Source organism: Bordetella genomosp. 2, from assembly GCF_002261345.1.
GTDB lineage: Bacteria > Pseudomonadota > Gammaproteobacteria > Burkholderiales > Burkholderiaceae_B > Bordetella_A.
In genome coordinates, this window is sequence record NZ_NEVT01000008.1 from 498,585 (window position 1) to 523,843 (window position 25,259).

Genomic DNA, 25,259 nt, shown 5'->3' on the forward strand with positions numbered 1-25,259 from the left:
CAGTGTAGCCTTCCATTCCCGTCAACGGCATTGGCATGGACGACCCCGCCCCGGATATCGCCTTTGAACGCGCCCGCCAGGCGCAGCAGCGCCTGCTCAAGCGCCGCCGGGCCGCCGGCGGACGCGCGGCGGCCCGGCGCAGGCCCGAGGATGCGCCGCGCCTGTCGCCCACCCAGCGCGCCGGCGCGGCGCGCGAGACCCAGGCCGCGCGGCTCCTGACGGCGGCCGGCCTGGTTCCGCTGGCGCGCAACCTGCCCGGCGGCGCGGGCGAGATCGACCTGGTCATGCGCGATGGCGACGTGCTGGTGTTCGTCGAGGTGCGCGCGCGCGCCAGCGGCCGCTATGGCGGCGCCGCCGCGAGCGTCGGCCGCGCCAAGCAGGCGCGCCTGCTGCGCAGCGCCGCCATGCTGCTGCCCGCGCTGGCCGACCGGCACTGGGGCGGCCGCATCCCGGCGGCGCGCTTCGATGTCGTCGCCTTCGAGCCCGACGGGCCGCGCTGGCTCAAGGCTGCGTTCAGCCTGTAGCGCGGCGGCGCCATGAGATAATGGCGGTCATGGATATGACTTCTCGGATGACGTCGCACTTCCGCGACGCCATGGCCACCTGTGAACAGAGCATGCAGGCCTTGTCCGGCCCACTGGCGGGCGCCGTGGACCTGCTCTTCGCAGCCTTGGCCAACAACGGCAAGATTCTGGCCTGCGGCAACGGCGGCTCGGCCGCCGACGCGCAGCATTTCATCGCCGAACTGGTCGGCCGCTTCGAACGCGAACGCCTGCCGCTGGCCGGGGTGGCGCTGAACACCGACACGGCCATCCTCACCGCGGTCGGCAACGACTACGGCTTCGAAGAAATCTACGAGCGCCAGGTCAACGCGCTGGGCCAGCCGGGCGATGTCCTGGTGGCCATTTCCACCAGCGGCAATTCGGCCAATGTGGCCCGCGCCGTGCAGGCCGCCCACGACCGCGAAATGCCGGTCATCGCCCTCACCGGCAAGGGCGGCGGGGTAATGAGTGAACTCCTGGGCGCGCATGACGTCCATCTCTGTGTGCCCAGCGACCGCACCATGCGCATCCAGGAAATCCACGGCCTGCTGCTGCACGCGCTCTGCGACGGTATAGACGCCCTTCTTCTAGGAGACACCGAATGATGCCCGACGCCAAAACCGCCGCCCGTCCCCTGCTGTTCGCCGCCCTGCTCGGCACCGCCGCGCTGTCCCTGTCGGCGTGCGCGCCGCTGGTCGTGGGAGGCGCCGCCGCCACCACCGCCGTGGTCATCTCCGACCGCCGCACCTCGGGCGCCCAGCTCGAAGACAAGAACATCGCCTACAAGGTCGAGCGCGACACCGCCACCAAGCTGGGCGCCAGCGCCCGCGTCAACGCCATGGCGTACAACGGCGTCGTGCTGCTGACCGGCGACGTGCCGTCCGAAGCCGCCAAGAGCCAGGCCGCGGCCCTGGCGCAGAACGTCCAGCACGTGAAGAAGGTGGTCAACCAGCTCAACGTCGGGCCGGCCGCCTCGTTCAGCACCCGCTCCAACGACACCTGGCTGAGCTCCAAGGTCCGCACCGCCCTGATCAACACCAAGTACGTCCCTTCGGGCACCATCGACCTCACCACCGACCGCGGCGTGGTCTACCTGATGGGCCTGGTGACCGAGGCCGAGGGCAACTACGCCGCGACCGCCGCCTCGGAAGTGGGCGGCGTGTCCAAAGTGGTTAAACTGTTCGAAGTCATCAGCCGCGAAGAGGCCCTGCGCCTGTCGGGCTCCTCGACCCAGCAGCAGGGGTCGCAGTCCGGCAACGCGCAGCAGCAAAGCCCGGCTCCCATCGAGTCGGGCGGCGGCGGCACGGTCGACGGCGTCCAGGCGATACCCATCAAGTAAATGAAAAAGCTCATCCTTTCCCTGGCCGTCCTGGTGGCGGCCGGCATCGGCGCCTGGTTCGTCTGGCGCCCGGCGCCGATGGCGCCCGATGTCGCCTTCACCACCATCGAGGGCAAAACGTTCAGCATGCAGGACCTACGCGGCAAGGTCGTGCTGGTCAAGTTCTGGGCCACCAGTTGCGTCACCTGTGTCAAGCAAATGCCCGACACCATCCAGGCCTACCAGCAGTACGCCCCCGAGGGCTACGAGGCCATCGCGGTCGCCATGAACTACGACCCGCCCAACTATGTGCTGAACTTCGCCGAGACCCGCAAGCTGCCCTTCCCGGTGGCGCTCGACACGAAGGGCGACATCGCGCGCGCCTTCGGCGACGTGCGGCTCACCCCCACCGCCTTCCTGATCGACAAGCACGGCCGGATCATCAAGCGCTACCTGGGCGAATACGACCGGGCCGAGTTCCACGCCGCCGTCGAGAAGGCGCTGGCCGCAGGCTAGGGCCTGTTCCCTCCAAAAGCAGCGCGGGGCCGCCCCGCCCGCCACGGTCCGGCGCCCATGCCCCAGAAGATCAACTTCAAGCTGCTGTCGGCCTTCATCTCGGTGGCCGAGCACGCCAGCTTCCGCAAGGCCGCCGAGCAGAACTTCGTCTCGCTGCCCGCCATCAGCATGCAGATCAAGCAGCTGGAAGAACAGGTGGGCGTGGCCCTGTTCCAGCGCACCACCCGCCGTGTCGAGCTCACGGCCGAAGGCGAGCAGTTGCTCATCAGCACGCGCAAGGCCATGGCCGAGCTCGACAGCGGCCTGAGCCTGATCCAGCAGGCCGCCAATGCCCAGCACGGCACCCTGGCGCTGGCCTGCGTGCCCACGGTGGCCGGCACGCGCCTGCCCGCCCTGCTGACCGAGTACGCGCGCAAGTACCCGGGAATCGCGGTGCGGGTGCGCGAGCTGTCGCACCACGACCTGCTCGAGGCCGTGCGGCGGCGCGAGGTCGATTTCGGCATCAGCCCGGTGGAGGACAAGCGCCCGGAACTGGAATTCCAGCCCATTTTCGACGACGAGTACTGCGCGCTGCTGCCGCGCGGCTACCGGGACAACGGGCGCAAGACCATCTCGCTGCGCGAACTGACGCGCCTGCGGCTGCTCACGCTGGCGCCCAATTCATTGTTCCGCGGGCACCTGGAAGCGGCCCTGCAGGCCAATGGCATCGAAGCGGACCTGAGCTACGAGTTCACCCATGTCAGCACCTTGATCGCCATGGTCGAGGCCGGGCTGGGCGCCGGCATCCTGCCGCGCATCGCCATCCCGCGCAACACGGCCCTGAAGACCGTGCGCATCGCCCGCCCGGCCCTGCAGCGCACCATCGCGGTGGTCACGATCCGCGGCCATCGCCTGTCGCCCCCGGCCGCGCGGCTGGTCGACATGCTGCAACAAGGGCTGTAAGGCCAGTGGCGTCCAGTACTAAATTTTTCTGAACAATCGCTCATATTATTTGATTTGTCTGCACGCAGCGGGCGGCATACCATGCCTTCCAATACACAACCGGGTCCGCCCGCCACTGGAAGAGCGTTCATGAAGATCAGGAAAATCGCCGGCGCACTGGGCGCCGAACTGTCCGGCATCGACCTGGCCGGCGGGCTGTCGGCCGGCCAGGCCGCCGAAGTGCGCCAGGCGCTGCTGGACCACCAGGTCATTTTCATCAAGGGCCAGAAACTGGATCCGGCCCAATACCTGGCGTTCGCGCAGGCCATGGGCGAGCCGATCGAATACCCCTTCGTGCGCGGCCTGGAAGGCTATCCGACCATCATCGAGGTCAAGAAGCTGGAGCACGAGACGTCGAATTTCGGCGGCATCTGGCATTCGGATACCGCCTACCTGCGGGAACCGCCGATGGGCTCCATGCTGCTGTCGCGGGAAATCCCGCCCTATGGCGGCGACACCCTGTTCGCCAACCAGTACCTGGCCTACGAGAGCCTGTCGGCGACGATGCGCGGCGTGCTGGAAGGCCTGGTCGGCATCAACAGCTCGGCCCAGGCGGATGTCTCGAAGACGCGCGAGGACCGCATCCGCAGCGACGGGCGCGACGCCGCGCCGGTGGAATACGTGGCCGAGCACCCGGTGGTGCGCACCCATCCCGAGACGGGGCGCCGGGCCTTGTACGTGAATGTGGCCCACACCGTGGGCATCAAGGGCATGAGCAAGGAAGAAGCGGCGCCGCTGCTGCAGTTCCTGTTCCAGCACCAGGTCAGGCCGGAATTCACCTGCCGCTTCGCCTGGGAACCCGACACCATCGCCTTCTGGGACAACCGCTGCACCCAGCACAACCCGGTCAACGACTACCACGGCTTTCGCCGCGTCATGCACCGGATCACCCTCAAGGGCGACCGCCCGGCCTGAGCCGGGCGGCGCCGGCTCAGAATGCCGGCACGACGGCGCCCTTGTATTTGTCCTGGATGAACTGCTTGACCGCCGGGGAATGCAGGGCGTCCACCAGCTTCTTGATGGCCGGCGCGTCCTTGTTGTCTTCGCGGGCGGCCACCAGGTTGGCGTAGGGCGAATCGGCGCCCTCGATGAACAGGGCGTCCTTGGTGGGCACCAGGCCGGCTTCCAGCGCGTAGTTGGTGTTGATCAGCGCCAGCGCCACGTCGCCCAGGGCGCGCGGCAGCATGGCGGCCTCGAGCTCGCGGAACTGCAGCTTCTTGGGGTTCTCGACCACGTCCAGCGGCGTGGCCACGATGTTGTCCGGGTCCTTCAGCTTGATCAGGCCTTGCTTCTGCAGCAGCAGCAAGGCGCGGCCGCTGTTGGACGGGTCGTTGGGGATGGCCACGGTCGCGCCCTCGGGCAGCGCGTCCAGCGACTTGACCTTGCGGGAATAGCCGCCGAACGGCTCGACGTGCACCAGCCCCACCGACACCAGCTTGGTGCCGCGGTCCTTGTTGAAGGTGTCCAGGTACGGCTTGTGCTGGAAGAAGTTGGCGTCCAGCTCCTTGTCGGCCAGCTGCAGGTTGGGCTGCACGTAGTCGCTGAAGACCTTGATGTCGAGCTCGACGCCTTCCTTGGCCAGCACCGGCTTGACCACCTCGAGGATCTCGGCGTGCGGCACCTGGGTGGCCCCGACGGTCAGTTTTTCGGCGTGGGCGGCGCCGGCCAGGATGAAGGCGGACGCCAGCAGGGCGGTCCGGACGAAAGCAAAGCGCATGGGCGACCTCGTAGAGTGGGATGACGGCGGCCAGCCGGCCCCAGGGGGCGGCGGCCGTTGCAAAAACGCCCCCAAATTTACCTTAATGACGGTCATTTGTCGGGCATAACATCATGGGAACCGGGTATAAGCCGGCTATGGGTACTACAATTCCCAGTTGCGCCGAACCCGCGCCGGCGCAGGCATTTTTCCCTTTTTCAATCACTACCAGAGCGCATCCCGCCATGACCGACACCCCCGACCCTGCCGCCGTTTCGTCTCCCGCTGTGAAGGCGGCCGTTCTTTCCGAAGCGCTGCCTTACATCCGACGATTCCACGGCAAGACCATCGTGGTGAAGTACGGCGGCAACGCCATGACGGAAGAGCGCCTGCAGCGCAGCTTCGCCCACGACGTGGTGCTGCTCAAGCTGGTCGGCCTGAACCCGGTGGTGGTGCACGGCGGCGGCCCGCAGATCGACGACGCCCTGCGCCGCATCGGCAAGCAGGGCACCTTCGTGCAAGGCATGCGCGTCACCGACGCCGAGACCATGGAAGTGGTCGAATGGGTGCTGGGCGGCCAGGTCCAGCAGGACATCGTCATGATGATCAACGAGGTCGGCGGCAAGGCCGTGGGCCTGACGGGCAAGGACGGCATGCTGATCCAGGCCCGCAAGAAGCTCATGGCCAACAAGGACAACCCCGGCGAACCGATCGACATCGGCTTCGTGGGCGACATCACCCAGGTCGAGCCCGCCGTGGTCAAGGCCCTGCAGGACGACCAGTTCATCCCGGTCATCTCGCCCATCGGCTACGGCGAGGACGGCCAGGCCTACAACATCAATGCCGACGTGGTCGCCGGCAAGATGGCCGAGGTGCTGGGCGCCGAGAAGCTGCTGATGATGACCAACACCCCGGGCGTGCTCGACAAGAGCGGCAAGCTGCTGCGCAGCCTGTCGGCCCAGACCATCGACGAGCTGTTCGCCGACGGCACCATCTCGGGCGGCATGCTGCCCAAGATCGCCTCGTCGCTCGACGCCGCCAAGAACGGCGTCAACTCGGTGCACATCGTCGACGGCCGGGTGCCGCACTGCCTGCTGCTGGAGATCCTGACCGACCAGGGCGTCGGCACCATGATCAGCTCGCACTGATGCAGGTGCGCCGCCACCTGCTGCGGCCGGCGGCGCGCCAGCGCCGTTCGCGCCGCATCGCCACGGGCGTGCCCGACCGCCTGTGGCTGTTCGACCTCGACAACACCCTGCACGACACGTCGCACGCCATTTTCCCGCGCATCGACGACGGCATGACGCGGGCCGTGGCCGAATCGCTGGGCGTGGACGTCGACACCGCCAACCAGCTGCGCGCCAAATACTGGCGGCGCTACGGCGCCACCGTGATCGGCATGGTGCGCCACCACGGCATCGACGCCGACACCTTCCTGCGCCTGAGCCACGACTTCGACGTGGCGCCCCTGGTGCGCGCCGAAACCGGCCTGGCGGCCAAGCTGCGCCAGCTGCCGGGCCGCAAGGTGCTGCTGACCAACGCGCCCTTCCACTATGCCCGCGCGGTGCTGCGGCGGCTGGGCATCCTGCGCCACTTCGACAGCCTGTGGGCGATCGAGCACATGCGCCTGCACGGCGAGTACCGGCCCAAGCCCTCGGCGGCGCTGCTGCGCTACGTCCTGGCGCGCGAGGGCGTGCCGGCCGCGCGCGCGGTGCTGGTCGAAGACACTCTGTCGAACCTGCGCGGAGCGCGCCGCGCCGGCCTGCGCACGGTGCATGTCTACCATCCGGGCACGCCGTTTGCGCGAGGCGGCAACCATCGGCCAGCGTACGTCGACTTGCGGGTAAACTCGGTCAGTGACCTGCTGCTGCGCCGGCGTCCGCTGCGCGGATAGCGGCGCGACCTCCACCCCCTTCCCCGTTGTGAGCCCATGGCCAGCAAACCCGGCGAGCGCAAAACCCAGATTCTGCAGACCCTGGCGGAAATGCTGGAACAGCCGCACGCCGCCCGCATCACCACCGCTGCCCTGGCCGCCCGGATGCAGGTATCCGAGGCCGCGCTGTACCGCCATTTCGCCAGCAAGGCGCAGATGTTCGAGGGGCTGATCGAATTCATCGAGGTCAGCCTGTTCACCCTGGTCAACCAGATCATCGCGGCCGAGCCCCGCGGGCTGGGCCAGGCGCGCAAGACCGTATCCATGCTGCTGGCCTTCTCCGAGCGCAACAAGGGCATGACCCGCGTGCTGACCGGCGACGCGCTGGTCACCGAAGACAACCGCCTGCAGGAACGCATCAACCACATCAACGACCGCATCGAGGCGTCGCTGAAGCAGTCGCTGCGCGTGGCGGTGGGCGACGGCGACCTGGCGGCGGACGCCAACATCGCCGCGCACGCCAGCCTGCTCACGCACCTGGTACTGGGGCGCTGGCTGCGTTATGCGCAAAGCGGCTGGCGCGTCGCCCCCACCCTGCACCTGGACGACCACCTCAAGGCCGTGCTGTAGCACCGCCCGGCGGCGCCGCTACGACTGCGGACTGCGGTGCCGGGAAATGCTCATCAGGATGCCGCACGCAATGCCCATGGTGAACAGCGCGGTGCCGCCGTAGCTCATGAACGGCAGCGGCACCCCCACCACTGGCAGGATGCCCGTCACCATGCCGACGTTGACGAACACATAGATGAACACCATCATCGTCAGCGCGCCGGCCAGCAGCCGGCCGAATTGCGACGAGGCGCGCACCGATATGGCCAGCCCGCGCGCGATCAGCAGCCCGTACAGCACCAGCATGGCCACCCCGCCGTACAGGCCGAACTCCTCGGCATACACCGCGAAGATGAAGTCGGTGGTGCGCTCGGGGATGAAATCCAGGTGCGTCTGCGTGCCCTGCATGTAGCCCTTGCCGTACAGCCCGCCGGACCCGACCGCGATCATCGACTGGATGGTGTGGAACCCCTTGCCGAGCGGGTCGGAACTGGGATTGAGCAGGGTGCAGACGCGCTGTTTCTGGTAGTCGTGCAGCACCACCCAGTCGATCTCGGGCTGGCACAGCGTATCTTCGTAGTAGATCAGAGTGCCGATGCTCAGCACCCCCACCACCACCAGCGGCACCAGCAGCTTGAACGACAGCCCGGCGAAGTAGATCACGCAGAAGCCGGCGCCGAAGACCAGCAGCGCGGTGCCCAGGTCGGGCTGCAGCACGATCAGGCCGAACGGCGCGGCCAGCATGACGGCCGCCGCCAGGAAGTCGCGGATGCGCACATCGCCTTCATGCCGCTGGAAGTACCAGGCCAGCATCAGCGGCACGGCGATCTTCATCATCTCGGACGGCTGGATGCGGGTGATGCCGAGATCCAGCCAGCGCGTCGCTCCTTTGCTGGTCTCGCCGAAGAATTCCACGCCCAGCAGCAAGGCCACCCCCACCACGTAGAACGGCAGGGCCATCTTCATCAGGGTGCGCGGCGGCACCAGCGCCACCAGCCACATGGCGCCGAAGGCGATCAGGAAATTGCGCGACTGCTCGGCGAAGCGCCAGTCGGTGCTGCCGACCGCCGAATGCATGACGGTCAGGCCGAGGCACGCGAACAGCACCAGAATGAAGAGCAGCGGCCAATCGAAGGCCAGGAACACGCGAGCCAGCAGGGCGCCCAGGCGTTTCATGGTCGGTCTCCCTGCGCCGGCGGCGGCGACTCGAACAGGTCGTTGAAATCGGACAGCGCGGGCGCGGCCGGCACCGGCGATGACGCGCGCGGCGGCGGGCGGCGCTCGCCCTCCTCGGGCAGCTTGGGCAGGGCGCGCGGCCGGGGCGCCGGGCGCGGGGCCGGGGCCGGCTCGGGCGTGCGGACAGGCGCCGACTGCGGCGCGGCGCCCGGCGCCGCCGAGGCATCCGGCGCGGAGCCCGCGGCGGGCGGCAGCGGCGCGGCCGGCGCCGTCTTGGCCAGCCAGAAATCGAATACCTTGCGGGCGATCGGCGCCGCCACGCTGGCGCCCCAGCCCGCGTTCTCGACCAGCAGGGCCACGGCGATGCGCGGCCGGTCGAACGGCGCGAAGCCCATGAACAGGGCATGGTCGCGCAGCCGTTCGTCGATTTCGCTGGCGCGGTACTGCGCGCCGCGCAGGCTGAACACCTGGGCGGTGCCGGTCTTGCCGGCCGCCTGGTACGGCGTGTCGGCGAACGCGCGGCGCGCCGTGCCCACGCGCACCACGTCGGCCATGGCCGCCTTGATGATGTCGACGTTCTGCTGCTTGAGCGGAATGCGGTATTCCGGCGTGGACGGGGTCTTGGTGATCTGGCCCGTCCGCGTGTCGCGCGTCGCATGGACCAGGTGCGGCGTGCGGTACGCGCCGTTGCTGGCGAGGGTGGAGGTGGCCTGGGCCAGCTGCAGCAGGGTGAACGAGTTGTAGCCCTGCCCCACCGCCACGGAGATGGTCTCGCCGGCGTACCAGCGCTGCCGCTCGCGTTGCTTGTAGGCTTTGCGCTTCCATTCGGTGGACGGCAGCACGCCGGTGCGCTCGCCGTCCAGGTCGATGCCGGTGATCTGCCCGAAGCCGAACTGCTTGGAGAAATCGTGCAGGGCATTGACGCCGATCTCCGGCCCCAGGGAATAGAAGTACGTATCCGACGAGACCACGATGGCGCGGTGCATGTCGGTCATGCCGTAGGCGGCGCCGCCGGCGTTGCGGAAGCGCTGGCCGCCGAACTCGTAGTAGCCGGGGTCGGCGATGCGGGCGGTGGCGCTGCGCACGCCCAGTTCCAGCGCGGCCAGGGCCACGAATGGCTTGTAGGTCGAGCCGATCGGGTAAGTGCCGTAGAGCGGCCGGTTGATCAGCGGGTGGTCCGGCGATTCGTTGAGCAGGCGCCAGTTCTCGACGTCGATGCCGTCGATGAACAGGTTCGGGTCGAACGACGGCTGCGATACGAAGGCCAGCACTTCGCCGGTGGCGGGGTCGATCGCGACCAGGGCGCCGCGCTGGTCGCCGAAGGCTTCCTCGGCGACGCGCTGCAGGTCCAGGTCGATGGACAGCATGATGTCGGCGCCCGGCACGGGGTCGGTGCGCCGCAGGGTGCGCACCGGCCGTCCGCTGGCGGTCACCTCGACCTCCTCGACGCCGGTCAGGCCGTGCAGCTGCTGCTCCCAGCTTTTCTCGATGCCCTTCTTGCCGATGACGTCCGTGCCGCGATAGTTGCCGAGCTGCCCCGCCTCTTCGAGGGCCTCGATATCGGCGTCGGAAATGCGCCCGATGTAGCCCACCACGTGGCCGGCGGTGGCGCCATGGGGGTACTCGCGCACCCAGCGCGCGCGCAATTCCACGCCGGGGAATTCGTAGGCATGGGCGGCGAACCAGGCCGCCTCGGTCTCGTTCAGATTGTTGCGCAGCACCAGGCTGGCATAGCGGCTGGACTCGCCCACGCGCCGCTTGAAGCGGCGCAGGTCGCCCGGGCTGAGGTAGACAATGGGCGTCAGGCGCGCCAGCATGGCGTCGATGTCGCCGGCCTGCGCCGGCACGACTTCGAGCGTGTAGGTGCGGTAGTTGCGCGCCATGACCGTGCCGTTGCGGTCGAGGATTTCGCCCCGGCGCGGCGCGATCGGCACCACCGCGATGCGGTTGCGGTCGGCCCGCTCGGACAGGCCTTCATAGCGGTCGACCTGCAAATACCAGAAGCGGCCGGCCAGCACCCCGAAGCAGACCAGCGCGAACAGGCCGCCGACCCAGGCGCGCAACTTGAAGCGCTGCCGCTGCTGTTGGCCGGTCTGCTTGAACTCGAACATGGCGAGGCTCAGACGGACGACGATTCGACGTCGTCCGTGCCCCGTTGCGGCAGGTACAGCACCCAGCCGACCAGCGGCCAGATGGCCGCGGTAAGCAGGACGGAGATGGTCCAGTCCCAGCCCGGCCATTTGCCGGCCAGCCAGGCAAAGACCATCTGCTGCACCAGCCGGGCCACGAAGAACACCGGCAGCATGTGCATTGCCTGGCTCCAGAGGTCGAAGCGCTGCAGGCGCCGGTGCAGGGCCACCGCGCCGTAGGCCACCAGCGTGTACGAAAGTGCGTGGCCGCCCAGCACGCTGGCGTCGTGCACGTCCATCAGCACGCCGAACACGAAGGCCGCCACCATGCCGACGCGGCGCGGCTCGTGCACGCACCAGAAGGCCAGCACCAGCGCCAGGATATCGGGCGCGCCGGACCAGACGCGCCAGGGCAGCAGCGACAACAGCCACGCCAGCAGCAAGGAGCCCCACACGAAGGCCCCGTGCGCCGGCCGCACCAGGTGCTCGGGATGGACGTTGCTGGGCATGCCCAGGCGGCGGGGCGGCGGGGCCGGCTGATTATTGCGATCCACCGGTATCGGCCTCTTGAAGATCGGACTGGGCGCGCTCCACGTCCACTTGCAATACCAGGAAATGGCGGTAGCGTTCGGGGTGCGCCAGCGGTTCGCAGACGGCGCGCGCGAAGCCGGACGCGGTGTCGCGCTCGACTTCCAGCACCTTGGCTACCGGCAGGCCGGCGGGGAACAGCCCGCCGACGCCGCTGGTGACGATGATATCGCCTTCCTTGATGTCGGCATTGGCGGCCAGGTAGCGCACTTCGATGCGCCCGGGCGAATTGGAGCCGAAGGCGATCAGGCGCAGGCCGTTGCGCAGCACCTGCACCGGCACGGAGACGCGCTCGTCGGTGACCAGCGCGGCCTCGGCGGCCATGGGCGTGACGCGCACGATCTGGCCGACCACGCCGCCTTCGTCGATGACCGGCATGCCCGGCGCCAGGCCGTCGCGGCTGCCCTTGTTGAAGACCAGCCGCTGCTGGAAGCCGTTGGCCGGCTCGTACAGCACCTCGACCACCACGGCGGCCTGTTCGACCGTGTCGGTGACGCCCAGCAGGCGCCGCAACTGGGCGTTCTCGGCGGCCAGCTGGGCGGCGTGCGTGGCGACCTGCGAAAGCTCGATGCGCTGGCGCTGCAGGGCCTCGTTCTCGCTACGGATCAGGTTGGCGGCGTTGACCCATTCGTTGACCTGCTGGGCCACGTCGCGCGGCGCCATGACGGCGCGCTGGAACGGGTACAGGGCGACCGCCACGGCGCGCCGCATGGGTTCCAGCACGTGCAGCTGGGAATCGAGGACGAGCAGCACCACGCACAGGGCGGCCATGACGGCCAACCGGACTTCTGCCGGCGGGCCGCGCCTGAACAGCGGTGGAGTCCCTTGTCGTTGCATGAATACCCAGCCCGGACCTCAGCCCGCTGCCACTGCGCCGGGCGGCGCCGGCGAGGCGGCGCCCGCCGGCCGGACGGACTTAGTCGTTGATGAAAATGGCGCCCAGTTTCTCAAGGTGCTCGAGCGCCTCGCCGCAGCCGCGCACCACGCAAGTCAGGGGATCCTCGGCCACCACGACGGGCAGGCCGGTTTCTTCCTGGAGCAGGCGGTCGAGGTCGCGCAGCAGCGCGCCGCCGCCGGTCAGGGCGATGCCCTTGTCGGTGATGTCCGCGCCCAGTTCGGGCGGGGTCTGCTCGAGGGCGATCTTGACCGCGGAAACGATCTGGTTGAGCGGATCGGTGAGCGACTCGAGGATTTCGTTGGACGACACCGTGAAGCTGCGCGGCACGCCCTCGGCCAGGTTGCGGCCCTTGACTTCGATCTCGCGCACCTCGGAGCCGGGGAAGGCCGAGCCGATTTCCTTCTTGATCAGTTCGGCCGTGGGTTCGCCGATCAGCATGCCGTAGTTGCGGCGGATGTAATTGACGATGGCTTCGTCGAACTTGTCGCCGCCGACCCGCACCGACCCCTTGTAGACCATGCCGCCCAGGGAGATGACGGCGACCTCGGTGGTGCCGCCGCCGATGTCCACCACCATGGAGCCGCTGGCGTCGGACACGGCCAGCCCGGCGCCGATGGCCGCGGCCATGGGTTCCTCGATGAGGTACACGTGCGAGGCGCCCGCGCCCAGGGCCGATTCGCGGATGGCGCGGCGCTCGACCTGGGTGGAGCCGCAGGGCACGCACACGATGATGCGCGGGCTGGGCGCCAGCATGTTGCGGGGGTGGACCATGCGGATGAACTGCTTGAGCATCTGCTCGGTGACCGTGAAATCGGCGATGACGCCGTCTTTCATGGGCCGGATGGCCTCGATGTTGCCGGGCACGCGGCCGAGCATCTGCTTGGCCTCGTGGCCGACGGCCTGGATGATTTTCTTGCCGTTGGGGCCGCCTTCATGCCGGATCGCGACCACCGAGGGCTCGTCGAGCACGATGCCCTTGCCCCGGACATAGATCAGCGTATTGGCGGTACCAAGGTCGATCGCCATATCGCTGGAGAAATAACTGCGCAGGAATCCGAACATGGGAGCTCAGCGAGAAGGAATTAGGGTCAAACTGCCTGCGGCGGGCCACGAACGGGCCCTGCCAATCCAGAGCAGCGATTAAACCGTGAATGATAACTTATAATTTCCCTGGAAATAGCGCATAAATGCGGGCTATTCATGCTTTGTCACAGCACCGGGCGGTGTACGCTGCGGTACTGCGCCGGCCGGCCCGTCCCCTTCGATTTTTCTCAGTTTTCCCTCATGGCGCTCAACGAACAAGACGTGGCCCGCATCGCCCGGCTGGCCAGAATTGAATTGACCCCCGACCAGCGCACCCGCGCCCAGGACGAACTCAACGGCATCCTCCACCTGATCGAACGGCTGCAGGCGGCCGACACCGAGGGCGTCGAGCCCCTGGCCCACCCCCTGTCGGCCCACCAGGACATCGCCCTGCGCCTGCGCCCCGACGCCGTCACCGAGACGGCCACGGAAGCCCGCCGCGCCGAGCTGCTGGCCAACGCGCCGGCGGCCCGCGACGGCCTGTTCCTGGTCCCCAAGGTCATCGAGTAAGCCATGACGACTCCCGCCCTGCATACCCAATTCGGCGGCATCGCCGAGCTGCGCGCCGCCCTGGCGCGGCGCCAGGTCAGCGCCCGCGAGCTGGCGCAAAGCGCCCTGGCGGCCGCCCAGGCCGCCGCCCCCCTGAACGCCTTCCTGCACATCGACGAGGCGCAGACCCTGGCCCAGGCCGACGCGGCCGACGCCGCCCTGGCGGCCGGCACGGCCGGCCCGCTGGCCGGCGTGCCCATCGCCCACAAGGATGCCTTCGTGACCCGCGGCTGGCGTACCACCGCCGGCAGCAAGATGCTCGAAGGCTATGCCAGCCCGTTCGACGCCACCGTGGTGCAGCGCCTGCAAGAAGCCGGCGCGGTCTCGATCGGCAAGCTCAACTGCGACGAATTCGCCATGGGGTCGGCCAACGAGAACTCGGCCTACGGCCCGGTGCGCAACCCCTGGGACGCCGACGCGGTGCCAGGCGGCTCCTCGGGCGGCTCGGCCGCGGCGGTCGCGGCGCGCCTGGTGGCGGCGGCCACCGGCACCGACACGGGCGGCTCGGTGCGCCAGCCCGCCGCTCTGTGCGGCGTCAGCGGCATCAAGCCCACTTACGGCACCGTGTCGCGCTTCGGCATCGTGGCGTTCGGCTCCAGCCTGGACCAGGCCGGCCCGCTGGCGCCCAGCAGCCGCGACCTGCTCGAACTGCTCGACCCCATGAGCGGCTTCGACCCGCAGGACGCCACCAGCCTGGAAAGCTGCGACGGCGTCGCCAACGCGCCGGGCCGCGTGCGCGCTGACCACGACCGGGCCCAGGCGGCCTATGACGCGGCCGGCAGCCAGCCCCTGAAGGGCCTGCGCATCGGCGTGCCGCAGGAATATTTCGGCGCCGGCCTGGCCAAGGACGTGGCCGACGCGGTCGATGCCGCCCTGGCGCAGTTCGAGGCGCTGGGCGCCCAGCGCGTGGCGGTATCGCTGCCGCGCACCGAGCTGGCCATCCCCGCCTACTACGTCATCGCCCCGGCCGAGGCCTCCAGCAACCTGGCCCGCTACGACGGCGTGCGCTACGGCCACCGCGCCGCGGAATACGCCGACCTGAACCAGATGATCGCCCGCTCGCGCGCCGAGGGCTTCGGCGACGAGGTCAAGCGGCGCATCCTGATCGGCACCTACGTGCTGTCGCACGGCTATTACGACGCCTACTACCTGCAGGCGCAGCGCGTGCGCCGCCTGATCGCGCAGGACTTCCAGCGCGCCTTCGCCGGCCAGTGCGACGTGATCATGGGCCCGGTGGCCCCCACCGTGGCCAAGAACCTCGGCGACAACCGCGACGACCCGACCGCCGACTGGCTGGCCGACGTCTACACCCTGGGCGTCAGCCTGGCCGGCCTGCCGGCCATGTCGATCCCCTGCGGCTTCAGCCCCGAGGGCGCCGGCGGCGCCAAGGCGCGCCCCGTCGGCCTGCAGATCATCGGCAATTATTTCGACGAAGGCCGCCTGCTGGCCATCGCCGACCGTTATCAACAAGTCACCGACTGGCACCGCCGCGTGCCGGGGCAGCAAGGCACCGCGCAATGAACTGGGAAATCGTCATCGGCCTGGAAACGCACACCCAGCTTTCCACCGACGCCAAGATCTTTTCGGGCAGCAGCACCCGCTTCGGCGCCGCGCCCAACACGCAGGCCAACCTGGTGGACCTGGCCCTGCCCGGCAGCCTGCCGGTGATGAACCGCGGGGCGGCCGAGCGCGCCATCCGGTTCGGCCTGGCGGTGGGCGGCACCGTGGCGCCGCGCTCGGTGTTCGCGCGCAAGAACTACTTCTACCCCGACCTGCCCAAGGGCTACCAGATCAGCCAATACGAGCTGCCGGTCGTGCAGGGCGGGTCGATTTCGTTCTTCGTGGGCCAGGAGGAAAAAACCGTCAACCTGACGCGCGCCCACCTGGAAGAAGACGCCGGCAAGTCGCTGCACGATGAATTCACGCTGCCCAATGGCGCCCCCGCCAGCGGCATCGACCTGAACCGCGCCGGCACGCCGCTGCTGGAAATCGTCACCGAGCCGGAAATGCGCTCGGCCGCCGAGGCTGTCGCCTACGCGCGCGCGCTGCACAGCCTGGTGGTGTGGCTGGGCATCTGCGACGGCAACATGCAGGAAGGGTCGTTCCGTTGCGACGCCAACGTGTCGGTGCGCCCGGTCGGGCAGAAGGAATTCGGCACCCGCACCGAAATCAAGAATGTCAATTCGTTCCGCTTCCTGGAACGCGCCATCCTGTTCGAGGCGCGCCGCCAGATCGAGCTGATCGAGGACGGCGGCACCGTGGTGCAGGAAACCCGCCTGTACGATGCCGACCGCGATGAAACGCGCAGCATGCGCAGCAAGGAAGACGCGCACGATTACCGCTACTTCCCCGACCCGGACCTGCCGCCGCTGGTGATTGCGCCGGAATGGATCGAACAGGTGCGGGCCGGCATGCCCGAACTGCCGGCCGCCCTGCGCGCCCGCTTCGAGCGCGACTACGGCCTGTCGGCCTACGACGCCGCGCAGTTGTCGGCCAGCCGCGGCCTGGCCGCCTATTTCGAGGACGTGGCGCGCGCCCTGCCGGCGGGCCAGGCCAAGCAGGCCGCCAACTGGATCATGGGCGAAGTCGCGGCCACCCTCAACCGCGAGGAAAAGGACATCGCCGACTCGCCGGTGCAGGCGCCGGCCCTGGCCGCCCTGATCGGCCGCATCATCGACGGCACCATCTCCAACAAGATCGCGCGCGACGTGTTCGCGGCCATGTGGGCCGGCGAGCACGGCGGCCAGCCCGACGCCATCATCGAGGCGCGCGGCCTGAAGCAGATCAGCGACACCGGCGCCATCGGCGCCATGATCGACGAGGTCCTGGCCGCCAACCCGGCCATCGTGGCCGAATACCGGGCGGGCAAGCAGAAAGCCTTCAATTCCCTGGTGGGCCAGATCATGAAGGCCGCCAAGGGGAAGGCGAATCCGCAGCAGGTCAACGAGCTGCTGAAGCAGAAGCTGGATAGCTAGCAGTGGCGGGCGGCCGCCCTTTGGGGCCGCCGTGCCGCGTTCCGCCGGCACCGAGGGAGAGCCGGCCCGCTCATGCGGGTGCCAGGTGTCTGACACCTACGCACGCGGCCGGTTCCGTGAAGCCCGGCCACCGCTCGCGCCACCCCGTGACGGCCAATAGAACCACCTCCGCCGTCAATCACCCCCATGTACCGTCACACGCCGGTAACCGCCCCTTAACGCCCCTGTTGCACTCCCGCTCTACTGTTGCGCCTTTGCCTGACCAACAGTAGGAGCAAGTCTTGTCTTCTGAAGACCCCACACCCGCCGACCGCGATGAACCGCCGGCCTCGCCCAGGATCGACGCCCGCCGCCGCGTGCTCGTGCAAGCCGGCCTGGGCGGCTGGCTGCTGCCCGCGCTGGGCGCGACCTCGCTGCTGACTGCCTGCGGCAGCGGCAGCGACGACGATGATGACGCCGGCAATGGCGGCGGCGACGACGGCGGCACGACGCCCCCGCCCGCGCCGGCCAAGGTGTCCAGCTTCGGCCTGGTCGTGTTGCCGGACACGCAGTTCTATTCCCGCTACGCCACCGAAGAAACCGGCAACCAGTTCCGCAAGCTCTACGGCAGCGAACCGTACCTGGCGCAGACGCAATGGATCGTGCGCAGCGCGGCGGCGCTCAAGGTGCCGTTCGTGATCCACCTGGGCGACGTGGTCGACCAGGTCGGCAGGCCGCAGCAGTGGGAAGTGGCCGACACCGCCATGAAGGTGCTGGAGGATGGCGGCGTCCCGTATTCGATCCTGGCCGGCAACCACGACGTGTTGCGCGACATCGGCTACGACCGGGACCCGGTCGGCGGCACCGACGCCGACCGCGACCTGTCCCAGGAGCCCTATCTGCAATGGTTCGGCACCGAGCGGGCCAGCAAGCAGCCGACTTTCGGCGGACGCCATCCCAGCGGCTTCCACGAATATCACATCTTCGAGGCCGAGGGACAGCAGTTCCTGGTGCTGTCGCTGTCATGGCGCGCCTCCGATGACGCCCTGGCGTGGGCCTCGCAAGTGCTGCAGACGCACTCCAGCCTGCCGGCCATCCTGGTCAACCACCAGTTGCTGGCGATCGACAACGACAGCACCAGCCCGCTGGAAGTGGACTACGGCCTGATGCTGTGGGACAGGCTGATCCGCGGCCACGACCAGATCTTCCTGACGCTCAACGGCCACTACCATGGCGCTGCGCGCCTCACCAAGACCAATGACTTCGGCAATCCGGTCGAGGAAATCGTGGTCGACTACCAGATGGCCTACCAGGGCGGCAACGGCCTGCTGCGCTTCTTCGAGTTCGACCTGACCAACAACCGCATCCACGCCCTGTCGTTCTCGCCCTGGGTGCCGGAAAAGCCCGCCGACACCCTCAACGAGTTCGACCAGGCGATGCTGACCGACGCCAACAACCAGTTCAGCATCGAGATCGACTTCGCCAAGCGGTTCGCCGGCTTCAACCCAGGCTTCAAGGCCGCCGCGCCGACCAACGAATCGCTGGCCGCGGCGGCCACCGCGCTGGTCCTGGAAGGCTTCGAGGACCGGCCCGCGCCGCCCAGGACGCCGGCCGCCAACGACGAGGACTACCCGCACGTGGCCGAGACGGTGGCCCACTGGCGTTTCGTGGGCGGCGCGGCCGGCACGGCGGTGGCCGCCGGCACCGTCATCGCCGACAAGTCCGGCAACAACAACGGCATGACGCGCGCGCCGCTGGACCAGCCGGCCGGCAACCCGGCGCAGCTGGACGACCTGCAATGGAGCGCGGACCGCCATCACCTGTCGGCCGCGCCCGGCAGCGTCCAGTTCCGCAATGCCGGCGGCGACCGCCTGAGCTATTTCATGACCGACGCCGCCGCCGCGATCAACAACGAGACGTTCGCCAATGGCTACACGGTCGAGGCGTTCATCAAGCTGGACAAGGACTGGAGCGCGCAGACCAACGCGTGGATGAACATCATGGCGCGCGCCGGGCGGCGCGGCAACCTGCCCGGCTTTGCCGGCGGCCTGCCGGAATCGCCGCCGCTGCAATTCGCCATCTCCAACCTGCGCGAAGTGCAATGGGAAGTGATCCCGGAGAGCACCGTCTCCGGCCAGCGCTCGTCGCGCACCAACTGGTCGGGCGAGATCATGGTCGACACCTGGCTGCACATCGCGGTGGTGAACGACCCCGCCACGCGCGAGACCACCATGTACGTGGAAGGCGCGCCGGTGCTGCGCAACGCCATCGACACGGTGGGCCTGGCCACGCTGGGCTTGCCGTGGGCGGTGGGAGCCGGCTTCTGGGACGGCGGCCCGCCGGGCAGCGGCTTCCTGGGCGCGCTGGGCGAGATCCGCATCGTCGCCAAGCCGCTGCCGCCCGGCCAGTGGCTGACGGCGCGGGCCGGCTGATCGGGCGGGTGGACCTCGATGGGTGTCTGACACCCCGCGCGAAACCGCCGGCCGGCGGCGGGCGTTTCATGGGGTGTCAGACACCTGGGGGAGCCGGGTCCGGACGGGTGTCAGACACCCGATGCTTCAGAGAATGCCGTACTTGGCCCGGTATGCCAGCACCGCCTCGCGGTTGCTGGCGAACTGGGCGTCGTGCTGCAGCAGGGTCAGGATGTCGGCCAGCGAGGCGATACTGACCACCGGCATGCCGTAGGTGCGGGCGACGTCCTGGACCGCCGAGTGCGGCGACAGGGCGTCATCGGGGCCGGCGCGTTCCTGGCGGTCGAGGGCGATCAGCACGGCGGCCGGCTCGGCGCCGGCGGCGCGGATGATTTCCACCGATTCGCGCACCGAGGTGCCGGCGGTGATCACGTCGTCGATGATGACTACCTTGCCCTGCAGGGGCGCGCCCACCAGGGTGCCGCCCTCGCCGTGGTCCTTGGCTTCCTTGCGGTTGAAGGCGAACGGCACGTCGCGCCCGCCCATGCCGGGGTGGCCGGCCAGCGCCACGGCGGTGGCGGTGGCCAGGGGAATGCCCTTGTAGGCCGGGCCGAACAGCATGTCGAAGGCGATGCCGGAATCCAGCAGCGCCTGGGCGTAGAACTGCGCCAGCCGCCCCACCGAGGCGCCGCTGTTGAACAGGCCGGCATTGAAGAAGTACGGGCTGATGCGGCCCGACTTGACCTTGAAACTGCCGAAGCGCAACACGCCCTCATCCAGGGCGAAACGGACAAAATCGGTAGAAGTGGCGGAGGCGGCGGCCATGCGGGAGGTTCCGGGAAACGAGACAGACCGGCATTTTAGCCGCCCGGGCCGGGGCCCATCGGGCGGGCCGGCCGCCGCCACCGGCCGCGAGTCGGTTAAATTCAGCCCTTGGACCGGCGCCGGCCGGGCCGCTTTTTCAGGAGTCCCGTCGTGCTGCGCATTACCTCGATCAACCTCAACGGCATTCGTTCGGCGTTCCGCAAAGGCCTGCAACCCTGGATGCAGACCCACGCGGCCGATGTGCTGTGCCTGCAGGAAATCAAGATCTCCGACAGCGACCTGACCGATGACATGCGCCATCCGCCCGGCTACACCGGTCATTTCTGCCACGCCATCAAGAAGGGCTACAGCGGCGTGGGCATGTACCTGCGCAATACAGCCGAGCGCGTCACCACCGGCATGAACTGCGAAGAGTTCGACGCCGAAGGCCGCATCATCCGCGCCGACTGGAAGGACTTGTCGGTGATCAGCGCCTACCTGCCCTCCGGTTCCAGCGGCGACGAGCGGCAGCAGGCCAAGTACCGCTTCCTGGACGTATTCGGCCCGTGGCTGGACGATCTGATACGCGAACACAAGAAGACCGGCCGCGAGTTCGTGATCTGCGGCGACTGGAATATCGCGCACAAGGAAATCGACCTGAAGAACTGGAAGAGCAACCAGAAGAACTCCGGCTTCCTGCCCGAGGAGCGCGCCTGGCTGACGGAGGTGTTCGACAAGCGCGGCTTCATCGACGTGTTCCGCACGCTGGACGAGCGGCCCGAGCAGTACACCTGGTGGAGCAACCGCGGCCAGGCCTGGGCCAAGAACGTCGGGTGGCGCATCGACTACCAGATCGCCACGCCGGGCATCGCCGCGCGCGCCCGGGCGGTGTCCATCTACAAGGACGAGCGCTTCAGCGATCACGCGCCGCTGACGATCGACTACGAAACCGCGCTTTGAGCCGCCCGTGGCCCTCATTAAATTGGGGCCACATTATTGCGAAGGTAGCGCCGCGATGTCGCTGCGTCCGATTTTCGACCAGCCCTGATACGCGGCGCGCTGCCACGCGCGGCCAGCGCAGCTACGGCAAATAAAACAGGGACGCTTTCCATGCGCCAGGAAATACGGGCATGAGCGCGCGGCGCGCCCCCTGGCGCATGCCCTGCCGGGCGCACCCGGAAATAAAGCGTCCCCAATAACGATCGGCCGCAACACCAATATCCATGCGGGTTTCCGGCCGACGGCGTTTTGCCGGGGGAGCCGGAATCGCCTTACAATCCCGCACCGAACCAGTGCAATGACGCACTGGGTTGGACCGAATGCGCACCACATCGACGCAAGCCTGCACCGATCTGTTGCGTTCCCCCAGGAGACCGGTGTGAAACTGCAGAGTCTTGACGACTTCCTGCGCCAGGTCGCCGCGCGCGACCCGCAGCAACCCGAATTCATGCAAGCCGTGCACGAAGTCATGGCGAGCTTGTGGCCCTTCCTCGAGCAACACCCCCACTACGCCGACCATGCGCTGCTCGAGCGGCTGGTCGAACCCGAACGCGTGATCCAGTTCCGCGTCTGCTGGACCGACGACCGGGGCCAGGCGCGCGTGAACCGCGCCTTCCGCATCCAGCACAATTCGGCCATCGGCCCGTTCAAGGGCGGCATGCGCTTCCACCCGTCGGTCAACCTGTCGGTGCTGAAGTTCCTGGCCTTCGAGCAGACCCTGAAGAACGCCCTGACCACCCTGCCCATGGGCGGCGGCAAGGGCGGCTCGGACTTCGATCCCAAGGGCAAGTCCGACGGTGAAGTGATGCGCTTCTGCCAGGCGCTGATGGTCGAGCTGTACCGCCACCTCGGGCCGGACACCGACGTGCCGGCCGGCGATATCGGCGTGGGGGCGCGCGAAGTGGGCTTCATGGCCGGCATGATGAAGAAGCTGTCGAACTCGGCGGCCAGCGTGTTCACGGGCAAGGGCCTGACGTTCGGCGGCAGCCTGATCCGTCCCGAGGCCACCGGCTACGGCACGGTCTACTTCGCCGAGGAAATGCTCAAGCGCGCCGGCATGTCGTTCGACGGACTGCGCGTTTCGGTATCGGGCTCGGGCAACGTGGCCCAGTACGCCATCGAGAAAGCCATGTCGCTGGGGGCGCGCGTGGTCACCGTGTCGGATTCCGACGGCACGGTCATCGACGAGGCCGGCTTCACGCACGAGAAGCTGGCCGCCCTGATGCACCTGAAGAACGACCTGCGCGGCCGGCTGGCCGAGTACGCCGGGCAATTCAAGCTGGGCTACGCGCCCGGCAAGCGGCCGTGGCACGTGCCGGTCGACGTGGCGCTGCCCTGCGCGACCCAGAACGAGCTGGAACTGGAAGACGCCCGCACCCTGATCGCCAACGGCGTGAAATGCGTGGCCGAGGGCGCCAACATGCCCGCCACCCTGGAAGCCGCCAAGCACTTCATCGAGGCCGGCGTGCTGTACGCGCCGGGCAAGGCCAGCAATGCCGGCGGCGTGGCCGTGTCGGGCCTGGAAATGAGCCAGAACGCCATCCGCCTGGCCTGGAACCGCGACGAAGTCGACCAGCGCCTGCACGCCATCATGCGCGACATCCACGAAAACTGCGTGCGCCATGGCCAGGGCCGCGGCACGGCGGTCAACTACCTCGACGGCGCCAACATCGCCGGCTTCGTCAAGGTGGCCGACGCCATGCGCCAGCAAGGGCTGTATTGAACCCTGCGCGGAGCGCGGCCAAGGTGTCAGGCGCCGGAGGTGCCTGACACCTGCTTCGGGCGCCGTCCCTGTCGTGGCCTCGAGGTGCCAAAGGTGTCAGACACCTCTGGTGTCTGACACCTGTCTTGCACACCTGTCCTCCCCGTGGTGTCTGACACCTGTCTTGCACACCTGTCCTCCCCGGCCTGCCGCTGGCCGCGCGCGCCCCTCAGTGCCAGTCGTCGCGATACACGAAGCGCGGCATCTGCCAGTTGTAGCGCAGCGCCAGCAGGCGCAGGGCCAGGCCGACCGCCAGCGCGACCGGCACGGCCACATTGGCCACCACGCCCATGGCCGACAGCCCCAGGTACAGGCCGCCGGTGACGATCGATACGCTGGCGTACAGCTCTTTGCGGAACAACAGCGGCACATCATTGCACAGGACATCGCGCAGCACCCCGCCGGCGCAGCCGGTGATCATGCCGCTGATCAATACGATGCCGGGCGACAATTCCATGTGCTGCGCCACCTGGCAGCCGATGACGGTGAATGCCACCAGGCCCAGGGCGTCGAGCAGCAGGAACAGGCTGCGCAGGTGCCGCATGAGCGGCGCCGCCAGCGCGGTCAGCATGGCCGCGCCCGCGGTCATGCCGAGGTATTCCGGGTGCACCACCCAGGTCAGCGGATAGTGTCCCAGCAGCACATCGCGCAGCGAGCCGCCGCCCAGCGCGGTGACGCAGGCGATGATGCACACGCCCATCCAGTCCATGTCGCGCCGGCCGGCGGCCAGCGCGGCGGTCATGGCTTCGGCCACGATGGCCACCAGGTAGAGGACGTGCAACAGCACGGTGGATGTTTCAATCGACATGGGCGACCCCAGGATTGGCCGCGCGACGCGGCCGGGACGATCAGGCCGGCGGCTCCAGCGCGTCGATGGTACGGCGCTGGCGCCACAGCAACAACAGCCCCGGCAGCGCGATCGCGACCGTGAGCAGGAAGAAGCCCGGCCAGCCCAGCCAGTGCACCAGCGGCGGCGTCAGCGGCCCGGCCAGGTAGATGCGGCCGACCGCCGACAGCGCCGACAGCAGGGCGAACTGGGTGGCCGAAAAGCGATGCTGGCACAGGGCCATCAGCAGGGCCACGAAGGACGCCGTGCCCAGCCCGCCGCACAGGTTCTCGATGCCGACCGCGGCGCCCATCAGCCAGATGCTCTTGGGAGCGACGGCGATGACCCAGTAGCCCAGGTTGGAGATGGCCTGCAGGATGCCGAACGCCATCAGCGAGCGGAACAGCCCCCAGCGTGCCATCAGCGAACCGCCGGCGAGCGCCCCGACGATGGTGGCGGCCAAACCCAGCACTTTGTTGACCGTGCCGACTTCGGTGGGATCGAAGCCGGCGCCGCGGATCAGGAAGGTGGTGGAGAGGGCCCCGGCGAAGGCGTCGCCGAGCTTGTACAAGACGATCAGCGCCAGCACTGTATAGGCGCCGCGCCGGCTGAAAAACTCGCGGAACGGCTCGACCACCGCCTGGCCCAGGTTGCGGGGGGCGGTGGCGGGCTGCTCGGGCTCGGGAGCCCAGAGCGTGGCGAGCGAGCAGGCGAGCATCAGGGCGCCCATCAGGATGTAGGTGGGGCCCCATCCCAGCCATTGGTCGGCCAGGATCAGGGCCAGCCCGCCGGAGACGACCATGGCCAGCCGGTATCCCAGTACCTTGATGGCCGCGCCGGCGCCGCGCTCTTCGCGGCGCAGCACGTCGGTGCAGTAGGCGTCGAAGGCGATATCCTGGGTGGCCGAGAAGAACGCCACGGCGACCGCCAGCAGGGCCAGCGGCAACAAGGCGGTGGCCGGGGAGAGCGCCCCCATGGCCATGATGGCGGCCGCCAGCAGCCACTGGGTCACCAGCATCCAGCCGCGCCGGCGGCCCAGCAACGGCGGCACATAGCGGTCCACCAGCGGGGCCCACAGGAATTTCAGCGTATAGGCGGACCCCACCAGGGTGAGGAAGCCGATTTCTTCCAGCGACACGCCATCGACCGTCGCCCATGCCTGCAAGGTCCCGCCGGTCAGGGCCAGCGGCAGTCCGCTGGCGAAGCCCAGCACCAGCAGGGGCATTACCCGGCGACTGAAATAGACATGGGATGCGGCGGTAATGGAGCTCTCCTGGCAATGACGGTGGCGCGTCGCGCGACATCCGGCATATTAACCAATGCGCTTGGGCGGGCTGGCCAGCCTGAACGGGCCGGGTGGCGTTCGTTGGGCGTCCTGGGCGGGGCTGAGGGAGGCGGGCCGGCCACGTCGCTCGGCTCGGGCGCCTCAAGAACTCAACACCAGGCACCCCACGAGCAACCCGTCACGCGCCGAACCTCAAATCGCTATTCAGCCGCATACCGATACACCGCCAACGTACTCCGCCACCCGGGCAGCACCGTGCC

At 68.5% G+C, this 25,259-nt stretch carries 24 protein-coding genes; 15 read left to right on the plus strand and 9 right to left on the minus strand.

Annotated elements, in window-relative coordinates; translation table 11 throughout:
* Positions 1-35: 35 nt before the first annotated feature.
* The 6 genes from CAL24_RS21325 to CAL24_RS21350 all read left to right on the plus strand — a co-directional run bounded on the left by CAL24_RS21325 (position 36) and on the right by CAL24_RS21350 (position 4,272).
* Entirely contained in the window at positions 36-524 is a 489-nt protein-coding gene (locus CAL24_RS21325) for a YraN family protein (RefSeq protein WP_094807836.1), read from the plus strand.
* A 29-nt stretch (positions 525-553) separates the two neighbouring features.
* Positions 554-1,147, plus strand: a complete 594-nt coding sequence (locus CAL24_RS21330; protein ID WP_170947140.1) for a phosphoheptose isomerase — start codon at positions 554-556, stop codon at positions 1,145-1,147.
* Positions 1,144-1,881 carry a BON domain-containing protein gene (locus tag CAL24_RS21335; protein ID WP_094807838.1) on the plus strand — a complete coding sequence of 246 codons (738 nt, stop codon included), beginning with the start codon at positions 1,144-1,146 and terminating at the stop codon, positions 1,879-1,881. Before CAL24_RS21330 ends, CAL24_RS21335 begins: the two co-directional genes overlap by 4 nt.
* Positions 1,882-2,376: a peroxiredoxin family protein gene (locus CAL24_RS21340; RefSeq protein ID WP_028355006.1), complete on the plus strand. Its 495-nt coding sequence runs from the start codon at positions 1,882-1,884 to the stop codon at positions 2,374-2,376.
* 57 nt (positions 2,377-2,433) lie between these two features.
* Complete coding sequence (locus CAL24_RS21345) at positions 2,434-3,318, plus strand: LysR family transcriptional regulator (RefSeq protein ID WP_038853708.1); 885 nt, start codon at positions 2,434-2,436, stop codon at positions 3,316-3,318.
* 129 nt (positions 3,319-3,447) lie between these two features.
* On the plus strand, positions 3,448-4,272 hold the full coding sequence (locus CAL24_RS21350) for a TauD/TfdA dioxygenase family protein (RefSeq protein WP_094807839.1): 825 nt from the start codon (positions 3,448-3,450) through the stop codon (positions 4,270-4,272).
* A gap of 16 nt (positions 4,273-4,288) precedes the next feature.
* Here the strand turns inward: CAL24_RS21350 and CAL24_RS21355 are convergent, their stop codons facing one another.
* Positions 4,289-5,074: a MetQ/NlpA family ABC transporter substrate-binding protein gene (locus CAL24_RS21355; protein WP_094807840.1), complete on the minus strand. Its 786-nt coding sequence runs from the start codon at positions 5,072-5,074 to the stop codon at positions 4,289-4,291.
* A 224-nt stretch (positions 5,075-5,298) separates the two neighbouring features.
* On the opposite strand from CAL24_RS21355, the gene argB reads away from it, so the two are divergent.
* From argB to slmA, 3 genes are read left to right on the plus strand one after another with little or no spacing between them, the layout of a single operon-like run.
* Positions 5,299-6,201, plus strand: coding sequence for an acetylglutamate kinase (gene argB / locus CAL24_RS21360; protein ID WP_028355009.1), 903 nt, complete (start codon positions 5,299-5,301; stop codon positions 6,199-6,201).
* Positions 6,201-6,947 carry a pyrimidine 5'-nucleotidase gene (locus CAL24_RS21365; RefSeq protein ID WP_094807841.1) on the plus strand — a complete coding sequence of 249 codons (747 nt, stop codon included), beginning with the start codon at positions 6,201-6,203 and terminating at the stop codon, positions 6,945-6,947. The genes argB and CAL24_RS21365 overlap by 1 nt, the downstream gene beginning before the upstream one ends.
* Before the next feature lie 36 nt (positions 6,948-6,983).
* Entirely contained in the window at positions 6,984-7,556 is a 573-nt protein-coding gene (slmA, locus tag CAL24_RS21370) for a nucleoid occlusion factor SlmA (RefSeq protein ID WP_094807842.1), read from the plus strand.
* Positions 7,557-7,574: 18 nt separating this feature from the next.
* Here slmA and rodA read toward each other — a convergent pair whose 3' ends face one another.
* The 5 genes from rodA to CAL24_RS21395 form a co-directional block, all read right to left on the minus strand.
* Complete coding sequence (rodA, locus tag CAL24_RS21375; RefSeq protein WP_094807843.1) at positions 7,575-8,711, minus strand: rod shape-determining protein RodA; 1,137 nt, start codon at positions 8,709-8,711, stop codon at positions 7,575-7,577.
* Positions 8,708-10,822 carry a penicillin-binding protein 2 gene (mrdA, locus tag CAL24_RS21380; RefSeq protein ID WP_094807844.1) on the minus strand — a complete coding sequence of 705 codons (2,115 nt, stop codon included), beginning with the start codon at positions 10,820-10,822 and terminating at the stop codon, positions 8,708-8,710. Before mrdA ends, rodA begins: the two co-directional genes overlap by 4 nt.
* A gap of 8 nt (positions 10,823-10,830) precedes the next feature.
* Positions 10,831-11,349, minus strand: coding sequence for a rod shape-determining protein MreD (mreD, locus tag CAL24_RS21385; protein WP_094807882.1), 519 nt, complete (start codon positions 11,347-11,349; stop codon positions 10,831-10,833).
* 31 nt (positions 11,350-11,380) lie between these two features.
* Positions 11,381-12,265 carry a rod shape-determining protein MreC gene (gene mreC, locus CAL24_RS21390; RefSeq protein WP_094807845.1) on the minus strand — a complete coding sequence of 295 codons (885 nt, stop codon included), beginning with the start codon at positions 12,263-12,265 and terminating at the stop codon, positions 11,381-11,383.
* 79 nt (positions 12,266-12,344) lie between these two features.
* A complete protein-coding gene (locus CAL24_RS21395; RefSeq protein ID WP_012247450.1) occupies positions 12,345-13,388 on the minus strand; it encodes a rod shape-determining protein in 1,044 nt (347 codons plus the stop codon).
* 222 nt (positions 13,389-13,610) lie between these two features.
* Here CAL24_RS21395 and gatC point away from each other — a divergent pair, with 222 nt between their 5' ends.
* The 4 genes from gatC (at position 13,611) to CAL24_RS21415 (ending at position 19,344) form a co-directional block, all read left to right on the plus strand.
* Entirely contained in the window at positions 13,611-13,919 is a 309-nt protein-coding gene (gene gatC / locus CAL24_RS21400) for an Asp-tRNA(Asn)/Glu-tRNA(Gln) amidotransferase subunit GatC (RefSeq protein WP_028355016.1), read from the plus strand.
* A 3-nt stretch (positions 13,920-13,922) separates the two neighbouring features.
* A complete protein-coding gene (gatA, locus tag CAL24_RS21405; RefSeq protein ID WP_094807846.1) occupies positions 13,923-15,479 on the plus strand; it encodes an Asp-tRNA(Asn)/Glu-tRNA(Gln) amidotransferase subunit GatA in 1,557 nt (518 codons plus the stop codon).
* The gene (gene gatB / locus CAL24_RS21410; protein WP_028355018.1) at positions 15,476-16,933 is read left to right on the plus strand and encodes an Asp-tRNA(Asn)/Glu-tRNA(Gln) amidotransferase subunit GatB; all 1,458 of its coding nucleotides are present in this window, start codon (positions 15,476-15,478) and stop codon (positions 16,931-16,933) included. Before gatA ends, gatB begins: the two co-directional genes overlap by 4 nt.
* Before the next feature lie 281 nt (positions 16,934-17,214).
* Positions 17,215-19,344: a LamG-like jellyroll fold domain-containing protein gene (locus CAL24_RS21415; RefSeq protein ID WP_028355019.1), complete on the plus strand. Its 2,130-nt coding sequence runs from the start codon at positions 17,215-17,217 to the stop codon at positions 19,342-19,344.
* A 126-nt stretch (positions 19,345-19,470) separates the two neighbouring features.
* On the opposite strand, the gene pyrE is transcribed toward CAL24_RS21415, so the two are convergent.
* Positions 19,471-20,148 carry an orotate phosphoribosyltransferase gene (gene pyrE, locus CAL24_RS21420; RefSeq protein ID WP_028355020.1) on the minus strand — a complete coding sequence of 226 codons (678 nt, stop codon included), beginning with the start codon at positions 20,146-20,148 and terminating at the stop codon, positions 19,471-19,473.
* A gap of 150 nt (positions 20,149-20,298) precedes the next feature.
* Between pyrE and CAL24_RS21425 the strand changes: the two genes are divergently transcribed.
* Positions 20,299-21,087, plus strand: a complete 789-nt coding sequence (locus CAL24_RS21425; protein WP_028355021.1) for an exodeoxyribonuclease III — start codon at positions 20,299-20,301, stop codon at positions 21,085-21,087.
* Between the two features lie 418 nt (positions 21,088-21,505).
* Positions 21,506-22,849 (plus strand): NADP-specific glutamate dehydrogenase, encoded by a 1,344-nt coding sequence (gene gdhA, locus CAL24_RS21430; RefSeq protein ID WP_094807847.1) that lies wholly within the window; start codon positions 21,506-21,508, stop codon positions 22,847-22,849.
* A gap of 208 nt (positions 22,850-23,057) precedes the next feature.
* Here gdhA and CAL24_RS21435 read toward each other — a convergent pair whose 3' ends face one another.
* Both CAL24_RS21435 and CAL24_RS21440 read right to left on the minus strand, forming a co-directional pair.
* A complete protein-coding gene (locus CAL24_RS21435; RefSeq protein WP_231501749.1) occupies positions 23,058-23,630 on the minus strand; it encodes a trimeric intracellular cation channel family protein in 573 nt (190 codons plus the stop codon).
* Between the two features lie 106 nt (positions 23,631-23,736).
* Positions 23,737-24,978, minus strand: a complete 1,242-nt coding sequence (locus CAL24_RS21440; protein ID WP_028355024.1) for a muropeptide transporter — start codon at positions 24,976-24,978, stop codon at positions 23,737-23,739.
* Positions 24,979-25,259 lie beyond the last annotated feature (281 nt).